The sequence below is a fragment of the Actinomadura madurae genome (assembly GCF_047130825.1).
In the GTDB taxonomy this organism is placed as follows: domain Bacteria; phylum Actinomycetota; class Actinomycetes; order Streptosporangiales; family Streptosporangiaceae; genus Spirillospora; species Spirillospora madurae.
In genome coordinates this window covers 2,518,664-2,539,962 of the sequence record NZ_CP083237.1, presented here as the reverse complement: position 1 = coordinate 2,539,962, position 21,299 = coordinate 2,518,664, and the positions used below count along the sequence as shown (strand labels likewise).

At 73.2% G+C, this 21,299-nt stretch carries 3 protein-coding genes; all 3 read left to right on the top strand.

The features are described 5' to 3' along the window. The first annotated feature begins 135 nt into the window (after positions 1-135). The 3 genes from K8Z49_RS11440 to K8Z49_RS11430 are packed head-to-tail and all read left to right on the top strand — an operon-like array spanning position 136 to position 21,289. Entirely contained in the window at positions 136-9,669 is a 9,534-nt protein-coding gene (locus K8Z49_RS11440; RefSeq protein ID WP_412518648.1) for an amino acid adenylation domain-containing protein, read from the top strand. After that, positions 9,666-17,348, top strand: coding sequence for an amino acid adenylation domain-containing protein (locus tag K8Z49_RS11435; protein WP_412521035.1), 7,683 nt, complete (start codon positions 9,666-9,668; stop codon positions 17,346-17,348). Before K8Z49_RS11440 ends, K8Z49_RS11435 begins: the two co-directional genes overlap by 4 nt. Beyond that, positions 17,345-21,289, top strand: coding sequence for an amino acid adenylation domain-containing protein (locus K8Z49_RS11430; protein WP_412518647.1), 3,945 nt, complete (start codon positions 17,345-17,347; stop codon positions 21,287-21,289). The genes K8Z49_RS11435 and K8Z49_RS11430 overlap by 4 nt, the downstream gene beginning before the upstream one ends. Positions 21,290-21,299: the final 10 nt, after the last annotated feature.

The following is a 21,299-nucleotide window of genomic DNA, read 5'->3' as shown; positions in this document are numbered from 1 at the left end:
GACTCGGGGTGAAAGGGGACGGGGAAACCCGGTCAGTTCTGTGGTCATTCTCTTTGAATTTCTGCATCCCGGCGCCTTGCCGGTTCCGATGCCAGGCGTAATGCGAACCCCCTGCGACCCCGAAAGTGCCGCTTGATGTCCACCGAGTACGTTCCCCTTTCGGCCGCCCAGAAGAGCGTCTGGTACGCGCAGCAACTGGCGCCAGAGACGCCGATCCACATCGCGCAGTACATCGAGATCGAGGGCCCGGTCGACCATGAGCTGTTCGACCGGGTGGCGCGCAGCGCCGTCCACGAGGTGCCGGCCCTCACCGCCCGGCTGGCCGAGCGGGACGGCCTGCCGCACCAGATCCTGGACCCGGACGCGACCGCGACGATCCCGCTCGTCGACCTGTCCGGCGAGCCCGACCCGGAGGCCGCCGCGCGGGCGTGGGTCAGGGAGCGGATGGCGGCGCCGCTGCCGCTGGACGCCGACCGGCTGTACGTCACGGCCCTGCTGCGCCTGTCCCCGGACCGGCACTGGTGGTTCATCCGCGCGCACCACGTGATCCAGGACGGCCACAGCGGCTCGCTGATCAGCCGCCGCGCCGCCGAGGTGTACACGTCGCTGGCGAACGGCGGCGAGTACGTCCCCGCCGAGCTGGGCGACTACCGGAAGGTCCTGGCCGACGAGGAGGCCTACCGGGCGTCGGAGAGGTTCGAGCGGGACCGCGCCTACTGGACCGAGCGGTTCGCCGACAAGCCGGTCGCGGTATCGCTCGCGGAGGAGATGGCCGAGCCGACCGCCGACTACCTCAGCCTGGTCACCGTCGTCCCGCCGGACGAGACCGCCGGGCTCGCCGCGGGCGCCCGCCGGCTGCGCACCGCCACGCAGGGCCTCGCGATCGCCGCGACCGCCGCGTACGTGGCGCGGATGACGGGCACCGAGGACGTCATCCTCGGCCTCGCCGTCACCGGCCGCACGTCCCAGGTCGCGCTGGACACCCCGGCGATGCTGGCCACGATCCTGCCGCTGCGGGTGCGCGTCCGCCCGGACATGACGGTGGACGACCTCGTCCGCACGGTGACGCGGGCGACCGCGCGGGCCCTGCGCCACCAGCGGTACCGGCGCGAGGACCTGCTGCGCGACCTGAAGCTCCTCGGCGAGCGCCGCCGCCTCCACGGGCCCGTCATCAACGTCATGGCCTTCGACTACCGGCTGGACTTCGCGGGCCTGCCGGCGAGGATGCACGCGATCACGATCGGGCCGATCGACGACCTGTCGATCAACATCTACGACAACTTCGACGGCGCCGGCATGCGCGTCGACTTCGAGGCGCACCCCGACCTCTACACCGAGGACCAGGTCTCCACGCACCTGGACCGCTACGTCCGGTTCCTGCGCACCCTCGGCGACGCCGACCCGTCCACGCCGCTCCGCGAGGTCGAGCTGCTGGACGACGCCGAGCGCTCCCTCGTCCTGGAGAAGTGGAACGACACGGCGGTGCCCGTCGCGCCGGCCGTCGTCCCCGAGCTGGTCGAGGCGCAGGCCGCCCGGACACCGGACGCCACCGCCGTCGTCGACCGCGGCACCCGGCTCACCTACGCCGAGCTGAACGCCCGCGCGAACCGGCTCGCCCGCCACCTGATCGGGCGCGGGGTCGGCGCCGAGGACTTCGTCGCCCTCGCGCTGCCGCGCGGCGCCGGCCTGGTCGTGGCGGCGCTGGCCGTGCTGAAGGCGGGCGCCGGGTACCAGCCGATCGACCTGGCGTACCCGCCCGACCGCATCGCCTACATGCTGGGGGACGCCGCCCCCGCCTGCGTCATCACCACCGGCGACGCCGCACTGCCCGGCGGGACGCCCCGCGTCGAACTCGACGCGCTCTCGCTCGACGGGCTCTCCGGCGAGGACGTCACCGACGCCGAGCGCGTCCGGCCGCTGCGTCCCGCCAACCCGGCGTACATCATCTACACGTCCGGTTCGACGGGCCGCCCCAAGGGCGTCGTCATCTCCCACGCCAACGTCGTGGACTTCTGCGCCGAGTCGATGGAGCGCTACGGGCCCGGCAGCATGCGGCGGGTCCTGTTCTCCACGTCCCTCAACTTCGACGTGTCGGTGTTCGAGTGGCTGGTGCCGCTCACCGCCGGCGGCGAGATCGAGGTCGTCCGCGACCTGCTGGAGATCGCCGAGCGCGGCGGCTGGTCCGGGTCGCTGATCAGCGGCGTCCCGTCGGTGGTCGCGGTGCTGCTGGCGCGCGTCGGCCGGCACGGCGCCGGCGCCGCGGGGGCGTCCTCCCAGGTCCGGCTGGAGGCCGACTACGTGGCGCTCGGCGGGGAGGCGCTGCCGCCGCAGCTCGTCCGGGACCTCCGGACGCTGCTGCCGGACGCGCGGATCTCCAACATCTACGGCCCCACCGAGGCGACGATCTTCGTCACCGGCTGGCACGACGACGGCAACGCCGAGGGGCTCGCGCCGATCGGCCGCCCGATGGCCAACACCCGCGCCTACGTGCTGGACGACCGGCTCAAGCCCGTCCCGGTCGGCGTGCCCGGCGAACTCTACGTCGCGGGCGACGGCCTGGCGCGCGGCTACCTGAGCCGCCCCGGCCTGACCGCGGACCGGTTCGTCGCGTGCCCGTACGGCGGACCCGGCGAGCGCATGTACCGGACGGGCGACCTCGTCCGCTGGAACCGCGCCGGGCACATCGAGTACCTGGGCCGCCTCGACCACCAGGTGAAGGTCCGCGGCTTCCGCATCGAGCTGGGTGAGATCGAGGCCGCGCTGTCGGCCCACCCCGCCGTGGCGCAGAGCGTGGTCGTCGCCCGCCGGGACGCGGTCGGCGACACCGTCCTCGCGGGGTACGTCGTCGGCCCCGCCGGCCCCGCCGAGCTGCGCGCGTTCGTCGCGCGGACGCTGCCGGACTACATGGTGCCGTCCGCGATCGTCGTGCTGGACGCCATGCCGCTCACGCCGAACGGCAAGCTCGACCGGGCCGCGCTGCCCGAACCGGACTTCACCGGCGGCCTCACCGCCCGCGGCCCGCGCGACGCCCGCGAGGAGATCCTCTGCGGGATCTTCGCGAGCGTCCTCGGCCTGGAGCGCGTCGGCGTCGACGACGGGTTCTTCGACCACGGCGGCGACTCCCTGAAGGCGACCCGCGTCGTCGCCCGCGCACGCGCCGCGCTGAACGTGGAGCTCCCGGTCCGGGCCCTGTTCGAGGCGCCGACGGTCGCGGGCCTCGCCGAGTACATCGCGTCCGCCGGCGCCGCGGAACGCCCCGCGCTGCGAACGGCGGAACGCCCCGTCCCGCTGCCGGTGTCGCACGCGCAGGAGCGGCTCTGGTTCCTGAACCGGCTCGAAGGGCCCACCGCCACCTACAACCTGCCGATCCCGCTGCGGCTCACCGGCGCGATCGACCAGGACGCGCTGCGGGACGCGCTGCGCGACGTCGTCGCCCGGCACGAGTCGCTCCGCACCCTGTTCGGCGAGGTCGACGGCGAACCGTGCCAGGTGATCCTTCCGCCGGACGAGGCCGGGCCGCGGCTGGAGGCCGCCGAGCCCGACGACCTCCAGAGCGCGCTGTTCGTGGACGCCACGCGCGGCTTCGACCTCGCGAACGACCTCCCGGTGCGCGCCCACCTCTACCGCCTCGGCCGGGACGAATCGGGCAGGAACGAATCGGGCGGGGACGAGCACCTGCTCCTCATCGTCCTGCACCACATCGCCGGCGACGGCTGGTCGATGGCGCCGCTCGCCCGGGACGTCATCACCGCCTACCTGGCCCGCCGTGACGGCGGCGCCCCCGAGTGGGCGCCGCTCGGCGTCCAGTACGCCGACTACGCGCTCTGGCAGCGCGAGCTGCTCGGCGACGAGACCGACCCGGGCAGCCTCGCCGCGCGCCAGATCGCCTACTGGAAGGACGCCCTCGCCGGGCTGCCCGACCAGATCAGGCTGCCGCACGACCGCCCCCGCCCCGCCCGCGCGTCCTACCGGGGCGGGCAGGTCGCCTTCGAGCTCCCGGCGGAGCTGTCGGAGGGGCTGCGCACGCTCGCCCGCGACCACCAGGTCAGCGTGTTCATGGTCCTGCAGGCCGCGCTCGCCGCCCTGCTCACCCGCCTCGGCGCCGGGACGGACGTGCCGATCGGCTCGCCGATCGCCGGACGCACCGACGAGGCCCTGGACGACCTGGTCGGCGTCTTCGTCAACACGCTGGTGCTGCGGACCGACACCTCCGGCGACCCGTCGTTCGCGGAGCTGCTCGCCCGCGTCCGGGAGACCGACCTCGCCGCCTACGCGCACCAGGACGTCCCGTTCGAGCGGCTCGTCGAGGTGCTCAACCCGGTCCGGTCGCTGGCGCGGCACCCGCTCTTCCAGGTGATGCTGACCCTGCAGAACAACCCCGAGGCGACCGTCGAGCTGCCCGGCCTGAACGTCGCCGTCGAGCCGGTGGACCCCGGCGTCGCCAAGTTCGACCTGGAGTTCCTCCTGGAGGACGCCGCCGACGGCTCGGGCGGGTTCGCGGGAACCCTCGAATACGCGCTCGACCTGTTCGACCGGGGCACGGCCGAGCGTCTCACCGGCCTGTTCCGGCGGACGCTGGAGGCCGCCGTCGCGTCGGGCGGCGCGGTCACCGTCGAGGGGCTGGACCTGCCCGGCGTCGAAGCCGCCGAGGCCGCGGGGGAAGGCCCGGCGGAGAAGCGGCTCGTCGCGTACGTCGTCGCGGCGCCCGGCATGACGCCCGACCCGGAGGAGCTGCGCGCCCACATCCGCGAGAGCCTGCCGGAGTCGATGGTGCCCGCCGCGGTCGTCGTCCTGGACGAGATGCCGCTGACCCCGAACGGCAAGGTCGACGTCAAGGTGCTCCCGAAGCCCGAACTGACGATCGCCCCGGCGACCGCGTACCGCGCACCGGCCGGGGAGACGGAGAGCGCCGTCGCCGCCGTCTTCGCCGACCTGCTCGGCGTGGACCGGGTCGGCGCCGACGACGACTTCTTCGCGCTCGGCGGCAACTCGCTCGTCGCGATGCGGGTCGTCAGCCGGATCCGCCGCGCCCTCGACGTCGAGCTGCCCGTCCGCGCGCTGTTCGAGGCCCCGACCGTGGCGGGCCTCGCCGCGGTGCTCGGCGGCGGCGCCGCACCCGGGCGCCCGCCCCTGAAGCCGCGGGAACGCCCCGAGGTGATCCCGCCGTCGTACGCGCAGCAGCGGCTCTGGTTCCTCAGCCGGTTCGAGGGGCCGTCCGCGACCTACAACATGCCGGTCGCGCTGCGCATCCGCGGGCCGCTGGACGCGGACGCGCTCCGCGCCGCCGTCGGCGACCTCGTCGCCCGGCACGAGTCGCTCCGCACGATCCTGCCCGACGGCGGGGGAGTGCCCCGCCAGCTCATCCTGGACCCGGCCGCCGCCCGGCCCGAGCTGGAGGTCACCGAGACGACCGAGGCGGAGCTGCCGGCGCGGCTGGCCATGGCCGCCGGATACGCCTTCGACATCTCCGCCGAGCCGCCGCTCCGCACCCACCTGTTCCGGGTCGGGCCGCGGGAGCACGTGGCGCTGCTGCTCATGCACCACATCGGCGGCGACGGCTGGTCGATGGCGCCGCTGGCCCGCGACTTCATCACCGCCTACGCCGCGCGGGCCGGGGGCCGTGCGCCCCAGTGGGCGCCGCTACCGGTCCAGTACGCCGACTACACGCTCTGGCAGCAGGAGCTCTTCGGCTCCGAAAACGACCCGGACAGCCTGATCTCCGAGCAGATCGCCTACTGGCGGGACGCCCTGAACGGGCTGCCGGAGGAGCTGGCGCTTCCCAGCGACCGGCCGCGTCCGGCGGAGGCGTCCTACCGGGGCGGGACGGCCCGGTTCCGGCTGGGCGCGGACGTCCACGCCGGCCTGCTGAAGATCGCGCAGGAGACCGGGGCCAGCCCGTTCATGGTCGCCCAGGCCGCGTTCGCCGCCCTGCTCACCCGCCTCGGCGCGGGGACGGACGTGCCGATCGGCTCGCCGATCGCGGGCCGCACCGACGAGGCCCTGGACGACCTGGTCGGCATGTTCGTGAACATGCTCGTCTTCCGGACCGACACCTCCGGCGACCCGACGTTCCGGGAACTTGTCGGGCGGGTCCGGGAGACCGGTCTCGCGGCGTACGCGCACCAGGACGTCCCGTTCGAGCGGCTCGTCGAGGTGCTGAACCCGCCGCGCCACCTGGCCCGCCACCCGCTGTTCCAGGTCGGGCTCACCTTCCAGAACAACCCCGAGGCGCGGCTGGAGATGCCCGGGTTCAGCGCCGAGCCGGAGCCGCTCAGCGCGGGCGTGTCCCGGTTCGACCTGCTGATGATCCTCACCGAGCGGGAGGACGGGCTCGACGGCGAGCTGGAGTACGCGCTCGACCTCTACGACCCGTCCACCGCGCGACGCCTCATCGAACGTTTCGAGCGGTACCTCGCGGCGCTTGTCGCCGACCCGGACGCGCCCATCGGATCCGCCGACGTGCTGGCGCCGGAGGAGCGGTCTCTGATTCTCGGCGAGTGGGCCGGAGGCGACGCGGCAGCCGTGGAGCGGGCGACGATCCCGGCGCTGTTCGAGGCGCAGGCGGCGGTTCGTCCGGGGGCGGTGGCGGTGTCGTTTGAGGGTGTGTCGTGGACGTATGCGGAGGTGAATGCGGGGGCGAATCGTCTTGCGCGGCGGCTGGTCGCGCAGGGTGTGGGGCCGGAGCGGTTCGTCGCGCTGGCTCTGCCGCGTTCGGTGGATCTGGTGGTGGCGATCCTTGCGGTGTTGAAGGCGGGTGCGGCGTATGTGCCGATCGATCCGGACTATCCGGAGGATCGGATCGCCTACATGGTCGAGGACGCCGAGCCGGTCCTGACCCTCGGCCCGGAAGACCTCGATGCGGTCGGGTACGACGAGACGAACCTTGGTCTCGACATTTCGCCGGACCATCCGGCGTATGTGATCTATACGTCGGGTTCGACGGGGCGTCCCAAGGGTGTGGTGGTTCCGCATCAGAATGTGGTGCGGCTGCTGCGCTCCACGGAAGGCTGGTTCGGTTTCGGGTCGGATGATGTGTGGACGTTGTTCCACTCCTACGCCTTCGACTTCTCGGTGTGGGAGCTGTGGGGCTCGCTGCTGTACGGCGGTCGGCTCGTGGTCGTGCCGTACCTGACGTCTCGTTCCCCGGAAGACTTCCTCAGCTTGCTGGAGCGGGAGCGGGTCACGGTTCTGAACCAGACGCCGTCGGCGTTCTACCAGTTGATGGTCGCCGACAAGGAGCGTCCGGGCGTTGATCTGGCGTTGCGGTACGTGGTGTTCGGTGGTGAGGCGCTGGATCTGGGGCGTTTGGAGGAGTGGTACTCCCGGTATGAGGAGGACGCTCCGAGGCTGGTCAACATGTACGGGATCACCGAGACGACCGTGCACGTCTCCTACCTCGCGCTCGACCGTGCCTACGCGGCGACCGCGCCCGGCAGCGTCATCGGTGTCGGCATTCCCGACCTGCGCGTCTACGTCCTGGACGACCGTCTCCAGCCGGTCGCGCCCGGTGTCACCGGTGAGCTGTACGTGTCGGGTGCGGGTCTGGCGCGCGGTTACCTCAACCGTCCTGGCCTCTCGGCCGAGCGGTTCGTCGCTGACCCGTTCGGTGAGTCCGGAACCCGTATGTATCGGACGGGTGACCTCGGGCGGTGGTTGAAGGACGGTCGCCTCGAATATCTGGGGCGCGCTGACCAGCAGGTTCAGTTGCGCGGTTTCCGGATCGAGCCGGGCGAGATCGAGTCGGTCCTGACCAGGCACGAGACCGTCCAGGGCGCTGCCGTGATCGTCCGTGACGACCGGCTCATCGCCTACGTGGTGGGCAACGGGGTCGACACCGCCGAGCTGCGTCGAATTGCCGGACGGTCGTTGCCCGGCCACATGGTTCCCGCGGCCGTCGTCGAACTGGACGCCCTGCCGCTCACCGCGAACGGGAAGCTGGACCGCAGGGCGCTGCCCGATCCCGACTTCACCGCGAAGGTGTCGTCCCGCGCCCCCCGCACCCCGGAGGAAGAGACCCTCGCCGGGTTGTTCGCCGAGGTGCTCAACCTGGAGCGGGTGGGGGTAGACGACGGGTTCTTCGATCTGGGCGGTGACTCGATCATCGCGATCCAACTGGTCTCCCGCGCCCGGCAGGCGGGCCTGGTGATCACGCCGCGCGATGTGTTCCAGCATCAGACCGTCGAGGAGCTGGCCGCGACCGCCACGCCGGTCGGCGAGGGCGAGCGGATCGAGACGGAACCGCCCGGCGCCGGCGTCGGGCCCGTCCCGGTCACCCCGATCGTCGCCTGGCTCCGCGACCGGGTCCGCGGCGACGCGTCGCTGATCCGGGGCTTCCACCAGTCGATGCTGCTGCGCACCCCGCCCGACCTTGGCATCGAGCGGCTCACCGCCGCCCTCCAGACCCTCCTCGACCACCACGACATGCTCCGGCTCCGCCTGGACGTGGACGGCGGGCACTGGCAGCCGGTCGTCCGCCCGCCGGGCTCGTCCGACGCGCGGGACCTGGTCACCCGCGTCGACGTCGCGGGCCTGGACGCCGACAAGCTCACCACCGTCATCACCGAGCAGGCCGCCGCCGCCCGCGACCGCCTCGACCCGTCCTCCGGAACGGTCGCGCAGCTCGTCTGGTTCGACGCGGGCCAGGAGCAGGGCCGCCTCCTCGCCGTCCTCCACCACCTCGTAGTGGACGGAGTGTCCTGGCGGATCCTCCTGCCCGACCTCGTCACCGCCTGGGCCGGGGGAGAGCTCCAGCCCGTGCCGACGTCGTTCCGCCGCTGGGCGCAGAAGCTCGCGGCCGTCGAGCGGAGCGCGGACCAGGTGGAGGACTGGCTCGACATCGTCGACGGCCCGCCCGCGAAGCTCGCGCCCCGCGCGCTCGACCCGCGCAGGGACATCGCGGACCGCGCCCGCTCGCTCACCCTCGACCTGCCCGCCGACGTCACCGGGCCGCTGCTCACCGACGTCCCCGCCGCGTTCCACGGACGGGTCAACGACGTGCTGCTCACCGGCCTCGCCGTCGCCCTCGCCCAATGGCGCAGGCGGCACGGCGGGCGCGGCACCGGCGTTCTCGTCGACCTCGAAGGACACGGCCGCGACGCCGCCGTCCCCGGCGCCGACGTCTCCCGCACGGCCGGGTGGTTCACCTCGCTCCATCCCGTCCGGCTGGACGCGGGCACCGCGACCGGCGGCGCCGCCGTCAAGAAGGTCAAGGAGCAGCTCAGGGCGGTCCCGGACGCCCCCGGCTACGGGCTGCTGCGGTACCTGGACGCCGACGCGGAACTGGCCGAGATCCCGCCCGCGCAGATCGCGTTCAACTACCTCGGCCGCGTCGACGGCGGCGGGGACGGCGGCGACTGGACCCTCGCCGCCGAGGAACTGCCCGCGGGCGAGGACCCGCGCATGCCGATGGCGCACGTCCTGGAGATCAACGCCCTCACCCGCGACCTGCCCGGCGGACCCGTGCTGTCGGCGACCTGGACGTGGCCGGGCGGGCTGCTCGACCCCGGTGACGTCCGGGAGCTGGCCGAGGGCTGGTTCGCGGCGCTGCGCGCCCTGGTCGCGGACGTCACCGACGGTGCGGCCGGCGGCTTCACCCCGTCGGACCTGCTCGTCGACCTGGACCAGGGCGAGATCGACAAGCTGCAGACCGCGTGGAGGCAGAAGTGGTGAACCGGGGTGACCTTGAGGACATCCTGCCGCTGTCACCGCTGCAGCAGGGGTTCTTCTTCCACGCCCTGTTCGACTCCGGCGACGGCGACGTCTACACGGCGCAGATCGTCCTCGACCTTGAGGGGCCGCTGGACGCCGCCGCGCTGCGGACCGCCGCCGGGACGCTGCTGCGCCGGCACGCCAACCTGCGCGCCGCGTTCTGGCACGAGGACCTGTCGCGTCCCGTCCAGGTCGTCCCGCGCACGGTCGGCCTTCCGTGGGAGGAGATCACCGCGTCCGGGGCCGAGGCCGACGCCGTCGTCGCGCGGGAGCGGGCGCGCGGCTTCGACATGACCGCGCCGCCGCTGCTGCGGTTCGTGCTCGTCCGGATGGGGCCGGAGCGGTTCCGGCTCGTCCTCACCAACCACCACATCCTGCTGGACGGCTGGTCCACGCCGATCCTCGCGACCGAGCTGTTCCTGCTCTACATGCAGGGCGGCCACGACACGGGGATGCCGCGCGTCACCCCGTACAAGGACTACCTGGCGTGGCTCGCGCGGCAGGACCGGGCCGCCGCCGAGGACGCGTGGCGCCGCGCCCTCGACGGCGTGGACGGACCGAGCCTCGTCGCCCCCGAGGCCGCCGCCCGTGCCCCCCAACGCCCCGAGCGGACCGTCACCGAGCTGGACGAGCGCACCACGCGCCGCCTCACCCGCGCGGCCCGCCGCCACGGCGTCACGCTGAGCACCGTCCTGCAGGGCGCGTGGGGCCTCGTCCTCGGGCGCCTCCTCGGGACGAACGACGTCGTGTTCGGCGCGACCGTGTCCGGCCGCCCGCCCGAGCTGCCCGGCATCGAGCAGATGATCGGGCTGTTCATCAACACGCTGCCCGTCCGCGTCCGGTACCGCCTGGACGAGCCGCTCGGCACGCTGATGGAACGGCTCCAGGACGAGCAGACCGAGCTCCTCGCCCACCACCATCTCGGCCTCACCGACATCCAGCGCGCGGCGGGCCACGGCGGTGCGCTGTTCGACACGATGACGGTGCTGGAGAACTACCCGTTCGACCCGTCCTCGATGGACGGGTCCCTCAACGGCGTCCGCATCACCGAGGCCGACTCCTACGACGCGACCCACTTCCCGCTGTCGTTCGTGGCCGTGCCCGGTGAGAGGCTGTCGCTCCGCCTGCACTACCGGCCCGACGTCTTCGAACACCCGGTCGTCGAGTCCCTGCTGGCCTGCGTCCGGCGCTTCCTGGAGGCGTTCGCCGAGGACGCCGGGCGCCCGATCGGCGCCGTCGGCCTCGCCGGCGACGCCGAACGCGCGGCCCTCGCCGCCTGGAACGACACCGCCGCCGACGTCCCGGAGGGGAACCTCCCGGCCCTCTTCGAGTCCCAGGCCGCCCGTACCCCGTCCGACGTGGCTCTCGTCTGCGGCGACACGCGCCTGACCTACGCCGACCTGAGCGAGCGCGCGAACCGCCTCGCCCACGAGCTCATCGCCCGGGGCATCGGCCCCGAAGACCGCGTCGCCCTCGTCCTCCCGCGCACCCCCGAGATCGTCGTCGCGATCCTGGGCGTCCTCAAGGCGGGCGCCGCCTACGTGCCGATCGACCCGGAGTACCCGTCCGAGCGCATCGCCTTCATGCTGGACGACTGCCGCCCGGCCCTCGCCATCACGGCCGACGACTTCCCGGACACCACCGGACGGCCCGCGCACGACCCGTCCGACGCGGAGCGGGTGGGGCCCCTACGTGCGGCGAACGGCGCGTACGTCATCTACACGTCGGGGTCCACCGGGCGGCCGAAGGGCGTGACGGTTTCGCACGCGGGACTGCTCAACTACTTCGAGGCGCACCGGGACGCGTTCATCGATCCCGCGATCGAGGCCGCCGGCGGGCACAGGATGCGGTTCGCCCATCTGGCGTCGTTCTCGTTCGACACCTCCTGGATGGGCCTGCTGTGGATGATGTACGGCCACGAGCTGCACCTCATCGACGACGAGACCCGCCGCGACGTGGACGCGTACACGGCGTACGTGGCGCGTGCGCGGATCGACCTGGTGAACACCACCCCGTCGCACTTCACCTCCCTCCGCGAAGCAGGCCTCCTGGACGACGACGGCCGGCACCTCCCGGCACAGCTGCTTCTCGGCGGCGAGGCCATCGGCGAGAGCCTGTGGGCCGAACTCCGCGCGATCCCCGGGATCACCACGCGCAACCTCTACGGGCCGACCGAGTCGACGATCGACACGATGAACCAGGTGGTCGCGCGCAGCGAGCGCCCGGCCGTCGGCGCCCCCCAGCGAAACACCCGCGCGTACGTGCTGGACCCCGCGCTCCAGCCCGTCCCGCCCGGCGTCCCCGGGGAGCTGTACCTGGCCGGGGCCCAGCTCGCCCGCGGGTACCTCGACCGGTCCGGCCTGACCGCCGAGCGGTTCGTCGCCGACCCGTTCGGCGCCCCCGGCGACCGCATGTACCGCACCGGCGACCTGGCCCGATGGCGCCCGGACGGGACGATCGAGTACCTCGGCCGCGCCGACGACCAGGTCAAGATCCGCGGCTACCGGGTGGAGCCGGGCGAGATCGAGAGCGTCCTCGCCGGATGCCCCGGCGTCGCGCAGGCCGCCGTGATCGTCCGCGAGGACCGTCCCGGGGACCGGCGCCTCGCCGCCTACCTCGCCGGGCCGGACGTCGACGTCGCCGCCGTCCGCCGGTACGCGGCCGAGCGGCTGCCCGACTTCATGGTCCCGGCCCTCACCGTCCTGGACGGCCTGCCGCTCACCGTCAACGGCAAGCTGGACCGGTCCGCGCTGCCCGCCCCCGACGCGGGCACGCCCGCCGGCCGCGCGCCGCGCTCGCCGCATGAGGAGATCCTCTGCGGGCTGTTCGCCGAGGTCCTCGGCGTGCCGCGGGTGAGCGTGGACGACGGGTTCTTCGACCTCGGCGGCGACTCGCTCACCGCGACCCGGCTCGTCAGCAGGATCCGGACCGCGCTGGGCGCCGAACTGCCCGTCCGGGCGCTGTTCGAGGCGCCGACCGTCACCGGTCTCGCCGGACGCCTCGCGGACGCGGCCGGCGACGTCCGCCCGCCGCTGGTGCCGGCCGAGCGCCCCGACGTCGTCCCGCTGTCGTACGCCCAGCAGCGGCTCTGGTTCCTCAACCGGTTCGAGGGCGCGTCGGCGACGTTCAACATGCCCGTCGCGCTGCGCCTCAACGGAGCCCTCGACCTGGACGCGCTGCGTTCCGCGCTCGGCGACGTCGTCGCCCGGCACGAGTCGCTCCGCACGATCTTCCCGGACGGGACCGGCAGCGCCCGGCAGCTCGTCCTCGACCCGGCGGACGCCCGCCCCCGCCTCGACGTCACCGAGACCGGCGAGGACGCGCTGCCGGCCGCGCTCGCCGCCGCTGCCGGTCAGGGCTTCGACCTGTCCGTGGAGCCGCCGCTGCGGGCGCGGCTCTTCGCGCTCGGCGCCGACACGCACGTCCTCGTGCTCGTCCTGCACCACATCGCGGCGGACGGCTGGTCGATGGCGCCGCTCGCCCGCGACGTGATCCTCGCCTACGCGGCCCGCGCGGAAGGCCGGGCGCCGCAGTGGGCGCCGCTGCCCGTCCAGTACCCCGACTACACGCTGTGGCAGCGTGAACTGTTCGGGTCGGAGGACGATCCGGACAGCCTGATCTCCAAGCAGATCGCCTACTGGCGGAACGCGCTGGACGGCCTGCCCGAGGAACTGGCGCTTCCCACCGACCGGCCGCGCCCGGCCGAGGCGTCCTACCGGGGCGCGACGCACGCCTTCGAACTGGACGCCGACCTGCACGCCGGGCTGCTGGCCCTGGCCCGCGAGAGCGGCGCGAGCCTTTTCATGGTCATGCAGGCCGCCTACGCCGCCCTGCTCACCCGCCTCGGCGCCGGGACGGACGTGCCGATCGGCGCGCCGATCGCGGGCCGCACCGACGAGGCCCTGGACGACCTGGTCGGCATGTTCGTGAACATGCTCGTCCTGCGCACCGACACCTCCGGCGACCCGACGTTCCGGGAGCTGATCGCACGGGTGAAGGGGGCCGACCTCGCCGCGTACGCGCACCAGGACCTGCCGTTCGAACGGCTCGTGGAGGTCCTCAACCCGGCGCGGTCGATGGCACGGCACCCGCTGTTCCAGGTCGTGCTGTCCTTCCAGAACAACCCCGAGGCGCGGCTGGAAATGGACGGCCTCACCGGCGGCGCCGAACCCCTCACGGCGGGCGTGGCCAAGTACGACCTGTCCCTCTACCTGGAGGAACGGCACGACGACGACGGGACGCCCGGCGGGATCGAGGCCGGTCTCGAATACGCCCTCGACCTCTTCGACCCCGCCACCGCGCAGACGATCGCGGAGCGCTTCGAGCGTCTCGTCCGCGAGCTCGTCGCCGACCCGGACGCGCCGGTCACCGCCGCCGAGATTCTCGACAGGACCGAACGCCGCACCCTCCTGCGCCGCTGGGCCGGCGGCAAGGGCGGCGCCGTGGAGCGGGCGACGATCCCGGCGCTGTTCGAGGCGCAGGCGGCGGTTCGTCCGGGGGCGGTGGCGGTGTCGTTCGAGGGTGTGTCGTGGACGTATGCGGAGGTGAATGCGGGGGCGAATCGTCTTGCGCGGCGGCTGGTCGCGCAGGGCGTCGGGCCCGAGCGGTTCGTCGCGCTGGCTCTGCCGCGTTCGGTGGATCTGGTGGTGGCGATCCTTGCGGTGTTGAAGGCGGGTGCGGCGTATGTGCCGATCGATCCGGATTATCCGGAGGATCGGATCGCCTACATGGTCGAGGACGCCGAGCCGGTCCTGACCTTGCGCCCGAAGGATTTGGACGCGGTCGGGTACGACGAGACGAACCTTGGTCTCGACATCTCCCCGGACCATCCGGCGTATGTGATCTATACGTCGGGTTCGACGGGGCGTCCCAAGGGTGTGGTGGTTCCGCATCAGAATGTGGTGCGGCTGCTGCGTTGCACGGAAGGCTGGTTCGGTTTCGGGTCGGATGATGTGTGGACGTTGTTCCACTCCTACGCGTTCGACTTCTCGGTGTGGGAGCTGTGGGGTTCGTTGCTGTACGGCGGTCGGCTCGTGGTCGTGCCGTACCTGACGTCTCGTTCCCCGGAAGACTTCCTCAGCTTGCTGGAGCGGGAGCGGGTCACGGTTCTGAACCAGACGCCGTCGGCGTTCTACCAGTTGATGGCCGCCAACAAGGAGCGTCCGCGCGCTGATCTGGCGTTGCGGTACGTGGTGTTCGGTGGTGAGGCGCTGGATCTGGGGCGTTTGGAGGAGTGGTACTCCCGGCATGAGGAGGACGCTCCGACGCTGGTCAACATGTACGGGATCACCGAGACGACCGTGCACGTCTCGTATCTGGCGCTTGACCGGGTCCAGGCCGCGACCGCGCCTGGGAGCGTCATCGGTGTCGGGATCCCTGATCTGCGCGTGTACGTCTTGGACGGTCGCCTTCAGCCGGTTCCGCCTGGGGTGGTCGGTGAGCTGTATGTCGCTGGCGCCGGGTTGGCGCGCGGTTACCTCAACCGTCCCGGCCTCTCGGCCGAGCGGTTCGTCGCTGACCCGTTCGGTGAGTCCGGAACCCGTATGTATCGGACGGGTGACCTCGGGCGGTGGTTGAAGGACGGTCGCCTTGAATATCTGGGGCGCGCTGACCAGCAGGTTCAGTTGCGCGGTTTCCGGATCGAGCCGGGCGAGATCGAGTCGGTCCTGACCAGGCACGAGACCGTCCAGGGCGCTACCGTGATCGTCCGTGACGACCGGCTGGTCGCCTACGTGGTGGGCAACGGGGTCGACACCGCCGAGCTGCGCCGTTTCGCGGGCAGGCATCTGCCCGGCTACATGGTCCCGGCGGCCGTCGTCGAACTGGACGCCCTGCCGCTCACCGCGAACGGGAAGCTGGACCGCAGGGCGCTGCCCGATCCCGACTTCACCGCGAAGGTGTCGTCCCGCGCCCCCCGCACCCCGGAGGAAGAGACCCTCGCCGGGTTGTTCGCCGAGGTACTCAGTCTGGAGCGGGTAGGGGTAAACGACGGGTTCTTCGATCTGGGCGGTGACTCGATCATCGCGATCCAGCTCGTCTCCCGCGCCCGCCAGGCCGGTCTGGTCATCACCCCCCGCGATGTGTTCCAGCATCAGACCGTCGAGGAGCTGGCCGCGACCGCCACGCCGGTCGGCGAGGGCGAGCGGATCGAGACGGAACCGCCGGGCGCGGGCATCGGCCGGATCCCGGCCACCCCGATCATGCGCTGGTTCCAGGACCTCCACGGCCCCGTCGCCGGCTACAGCCAGCGGGTCCTGCTCCAGGTCCCGCCGGACCTCGGCACCGGCAGGCTGGCCGCCGCGCTCCAGACCCTCCTGGACCACCACGACATGCTCCGGCTCCGCGTCGACGGCACCGATTTCGAGGTCACCGAGCCGGGCACGGTCGACGCCGCCCCGCTCGTCCGCCGGGTGGACGTCGCGGGCCTCGACGCCGAGGCACTGCGAGTCGTCCTCGCCGACGAGGCGGAGAAGGCACGCCGCCGCCTCGACCCGGCCGCCGGGACGATGGCGCAGCTCGTCTGGTTCGATGCCGGCCCGGCCGCGTCCGGGCGCCTCCTGCTGACCCTCCACCACCTGGCCGTGGACGGCGTGTCCTGGCGCATCCTCCTGCCCGACCTCGTCACCGCCTGGGCCGGGGGAGACCTCGACCCCGTGCCGACCTCGTTCCGCCGCTGGGCGCAGCGCCTCGCCGCCGAGGCGTCCGACCCCGTCCGCACCGCCGAGATGCCGCTCTGGGACGACGTCCTCGCCACCCCAGACCCCGTCCTCGGCGCCCATCCCCTGGATCCCGCGGCCGACACGTTCGGGACGGCGCGGCACCTCACGCTCGACCTGCCCGCCGACGTCACCGCGCCGCTGCTCACCGACGTCCCCGCCGCGTTCCACGGACGGGTCAACGACGTGCTGCTCACCGGCCTCGCCCTGGCCGTCGCCGAATGGCGGCGCGACCGCGGCGTCACCGACGAGACGGCCGTCCTCGTCGACCTCGAAGGGCACGGCCGCGAAGAGATCGTCCCCGGCGTCGACCTGTCCCGCACCGCGGGCTGGTTCACCTCGATCCATCCGGTCCGCCTGGACGCCGGCTGGGTCGACCCCGCCGACGTCCGCGACGGCGGCCAGGCCGTCGGCACCGCGCTCAAGCGGGTGAAGGAGCAGCTCCGCGAGATCCCCGACAACGGCATCGGCCACGGGCTCCTCCGCTACCTCGACCCGGCCGCCCGCGGCGGCCGGCCTCCGCAGATCGCGTTCAACTACCTCGGCCGCACCGCCGCGCCCGAGGCCACCGACTGGGGCCCCGCCGACCAGAACGACAGCGCCGCGCTCGGCCCCGGCCAGGACGCTGCGCTCGGCCTCGTCCACGCCATCGAGGTCAACGCGCACACCCGCGACCTGCCGGACGGCCCCGAGCTGTCCGCGACGTGGACGTGGGCGGGCCGCCTGTTCGACGACGCCGCGGTCGAGGACCTCGCCGGGCGCTGGTACGCGGCGCTGCGCGGCCTGGCCGCGCACGTGACCGAGGGCGCGGCCGAAGGGCCGGTCGGCGGGTTCACCCCGTCCGACCTGTCCCTCGTGGACGTCAGCCAGGAGGAGATCGACGAGCTCGCCGCCGAGCTCGACGGCGAATGGGAGCTGGAGTGAGCACGTCGCAGCTTGAGGACATCCTCCCGCTGTCCCCGCTACAGCAGGGCCTGTTCTTCCACGCCCTCTACGACTCCGGCCACGACGTCTACACCGCCCAGATCGTGTTCGACCTGCGCGGCCCTCTCGACGGGGAGGCGCTGCGCGCCGCCGCCGGTACGCTCCTGCGCCGCCACGCCAACCTGCGGGCCGGTTTCCGGCAGCGCAAGGAGGGCTCGCCCGTCCAGGTCGTCCACCGGACGGTCCGCCTACCGTGGCGGGAGGAGGACCTGTCCGCCCTGCCCGAGGCCGAGCGCGAGACCAGGGCCCGCGACCTGGCCGACGCCGAACGCGCCCGGCCGTTCGACATGGCGAGGCCGCCGCTGCTGCGCTTCCTGCTCCTCAAGCTGTCGGACGGCCTGCACCGCATGGTGTTCACCAACCACCACATCCTGCTGGACGGCTGGTCCACGCCCGTCCTGCAGACCGAGCTGTTCGCGCTGTACCTCGCCAAGGGCGACGACACCGGGATGCCGCGCGTCGCCCCGTACAAGAACTACCTCGCCTGGCTCGCGCGGCAGGACCGCGCCGCCGCGGAGGACGCCTGGCGCCGCGCCCTCGACGGCGTCCACGAGCCCACCCTCGTGGCCCCCGGCGCGGGCGACCCGGTCACCGGCGCCCCGGGGCGTGTCCGGACCCGCCTCACCGAAGAGCTCACCTCGGCGCTCAACGCCCGTGCCCGAGCCCAGGGCGTCACCCTCAACACCGTCCTGCAGCTCGCCTGGGGGACGCTGCTCGGCCGCCTCACCGGCTCGACCGACGTGGTGTTCGGCGCCGCCGTCTCCGGCCGGCCGCCCGAACTCCCGGGCGTCGAGCAGATGATCGGCCTGTTCATCAACACGCTGCCGATCCGGGTCCGCGTCCGTCCCGCCGACACCGTCGCGCAGGCGCTCACCCGCCTCCAGGACGAGCAGGCCGCGCTGATGCAGCACCACCATCTCGGCCTGTCCGACATCCAGCGGCTCACCGGGACCGGGACGCTGTTCGACACGATGACCGTCCTGGAGAACTACCCCTTCGACCCGGACGCCGCGGGAACCGACCTCGGCGGCCTCTCCCTCCACGACGTCGACGGCTACGACGCGTCGCACTACCCGCTGACCTTCGCCGCCGTCCCGGGCCGGGGCCTCTCCCTGCGCATCGACCACCGCACCGACTTCTGCGGCGAGGCCGAAGCGGCCCGCCTGATGCGCCGCCTCACCCGCGTCCTCGACGCCATCGCCTACCACCCCGACCTCCCCCTCGGCCGCATGGACGTGCTGGACGAGGACGAGCGCGCCAAGGTCCTCCGCGACTGGCAGGGCCCGGCCACGGCCCGCCGCCCCGGCACCCTCACGGCCCGCTTCGCCGCCCAGGCGGCGAGGACACCCGACGCCGTCGCCGTCCGCGCCGCCGGCCGGTCGCTCGGCTACGCCGAACTGAACGCGCGCGCCAACCGGCTGGCGCACCTTCTCCTCGGGCTCGGAGTCGGCCCGGAGACGCCCGTCGCGGTCCTGCTGGAGAGATCCGCCGAAACCGTCGTGGCGACGCTGGCGATCCTCAAGGCGGGCGGCGCGTACGCGCCGATCCACCACGGCCACCCGCCCGAGCGGATGGCGTGGGCGGTCGCCGAGGTCGGCGCCCCCGTCCTCCTCGTCGACTCGGTCATGCGCGACCGCGCCGACGGCCTCGGCACGTCCGCGCGGATCGTGGTCGTGGACGACGACCCGCGGATCGCCGCGCAGCCCGGCACCGACCCGGGCGTCGAGTGCCATCCGGAGCAGCTCGCCTGCGTGTTCTTCACCTCCGGCTCGACCGGGACGCCCAAGGGCGTCATGGTCTCGCACCGCGACGCGGTCGACCTCGCCACCGAGGAGCGGCTCGGGAACGGGGCGCACGACCGGGTGCTCGTCCACTCGCCGCACGCCTTCGACGCCTCGACCTACGAGATGTGGACGCCGCTGCTGCGCGGCGGGACGGCCGTCGTCGCCCCGCCCGGGCACCTGGACGGCGAGGCCCTCGAAGAGATCATCACGGCCGAGGACCTCACGGGGCTGTTCATCACAACGACGCTGTTCAACCTCGTCGCGGACGAGCGGCCGCACGCGTTCGCCGGGCTCCGCGAGGTGCTGACCGGCGGGGAGACCGGTTCACCGGCCGCGATGCGCAAGGTCCTCGCCGCGTGCCCGGACACCGAGGTCTGCAACATGTACGGGCCGACCGAGGCGACCACGTACACCACCCTCGCCCCGCAGCGGGCGCCGCTCGCCGACCCGTCCGAGACGACGCCCGCGCTCGGGCGCCCCTTCGACGACATGCGCGTGTACGTGCTCGACCCCGGGCTGCGGCCCGTCCCGCCCGGCGTGGTCGGCGAGGCGTACCTCGCCGGCGCCGGAGTCGGCCGGGGCTACCTGCGGCGGCCGTCGCTCACCGCGGAGCGGTACGTCGCCGACCCGTTCGGCCCGCCCGGCGGCCGCATGTACCGGACCGGCGACCTCGTCCGATGGCGGCCGGACGGCCGCCTCGACTACGTCGACCGCGCCGACTCCCAGGTCAAGGTCCGGGGCTTCCGGATCGAGCTGGGCGAGATCGAGGCCGCCGTCGCCGCCCACCCGGCCGTCGCGAACGTCGCCGTCATCGCCCGCGAGGACACCCCGGGCGTCAAGACCCTCGTCGCCTACGTCATCGCCCCGGACCTGGCCCCCGAGGAGGACGGTCCCCCGCAACCCCCCGCGGCACAGCCCACGGTGGAGGGTCTGCGCGAGTTCGTCGCGCGGAAGCTCCCCGAGTACATGGTGCCCGCCGCGTTCGTCCGGCTGGACACGTTCCCCGTCGGGCCGAACGGCAAGCTCGACCGGCGCGCCCTGCCCGCGCCCGACCACGGCGGGGCCGCCGCCGGACGCGCCCCCCGCACGCCCGCCGAGGAGCGGCTCTGCGCGATCGTCGCGGACGTGCTCGGCCTCGGCCGCGTCGGCGCCGACGTCAGCTTCTTCGACCTCGGCGGCGACAGCATCGCCGCGCTCAAGCTCGCCACCCGCGCCCGGAACGCCGGCATCGAGCTCACCCCGCGCGACGTGTTCACCCACCAGACGGTCGAGGCGCTGGCCAGGGCCGGCGAGCCCGAGGACCGGCTCGGCTTCGAGGTGCTGCTGCCGATCCGCGTGTCCGGGACCCGGCCGCCGATCTTCTTCGTCCATCCCGCCGGCGGGCTGGCCTGGAGCTACCTCCAGCTCCAGCGGCACCTCGGCCCCGGCCAGCCGGCCTACGGGCTCCAGAACCGCGCGTTCACTCGGGCCGAGCCGCCCGGCTCCGTGGAGGAGATGGCGCGCGACTACGTGGAGGAGATCCGGGCCGTCCAGCCGTCCGGCCCGTACCACCTCGCGGGCTGGTCCCTCGGCGGGCTCGTCGCCTACGAGATGGCGGTCCAGCTGCAGTCCGCCGGGGAGCGGGTCGGCCTGCTCGCCGTCATCGACGCCTACCACGGCCAGGACCTCGAATCCGAGCGGCGCGAGATCCTCCCCGAGCTGCTGGAGTCGATCGGCATCGACGCGACGATGGTCGCCGAGGACGGCAACCCGGACATGGCGCAGATCATGGCGGTCCTCGCCGAACGCGACGACGCCCTCGCCACCCTCGGCGAGGACGACCTGGTCAACGTCTACCGCAGCTACGAGAGCGGGCTCCGCCAGGCCGAGGAGTACCGGCCGGGACGGTTCCGCGGCGACGTCCTGTTCTTCACCGCCATGCGGGGCCGCACCGCCGCCGCGCCCACCGGGCGGTCCAACTGGGGGCCGCTCGTGGAGGGCGAGATCGAGGACTACCCGCTCGACGCCGACCACCACCTGCTCATGGAGCCGGGCCCGGCCGCCGAGATGGGCGCCGTCCTGGCCGCCAAGCTCGACAAGCTGCACAGCACGCACTGAAAGGGACGAC

What these genes read in the sequence shown, in the direction of transcription:
- K8Z49_RS11440 (WP_412518648.1), top strand. Translation starts at nt 136, where the DNA reads ATGTCCACCGAGTACGTTCCCCTTTCGGCCGCCCAGAAGAGCGTCTGG.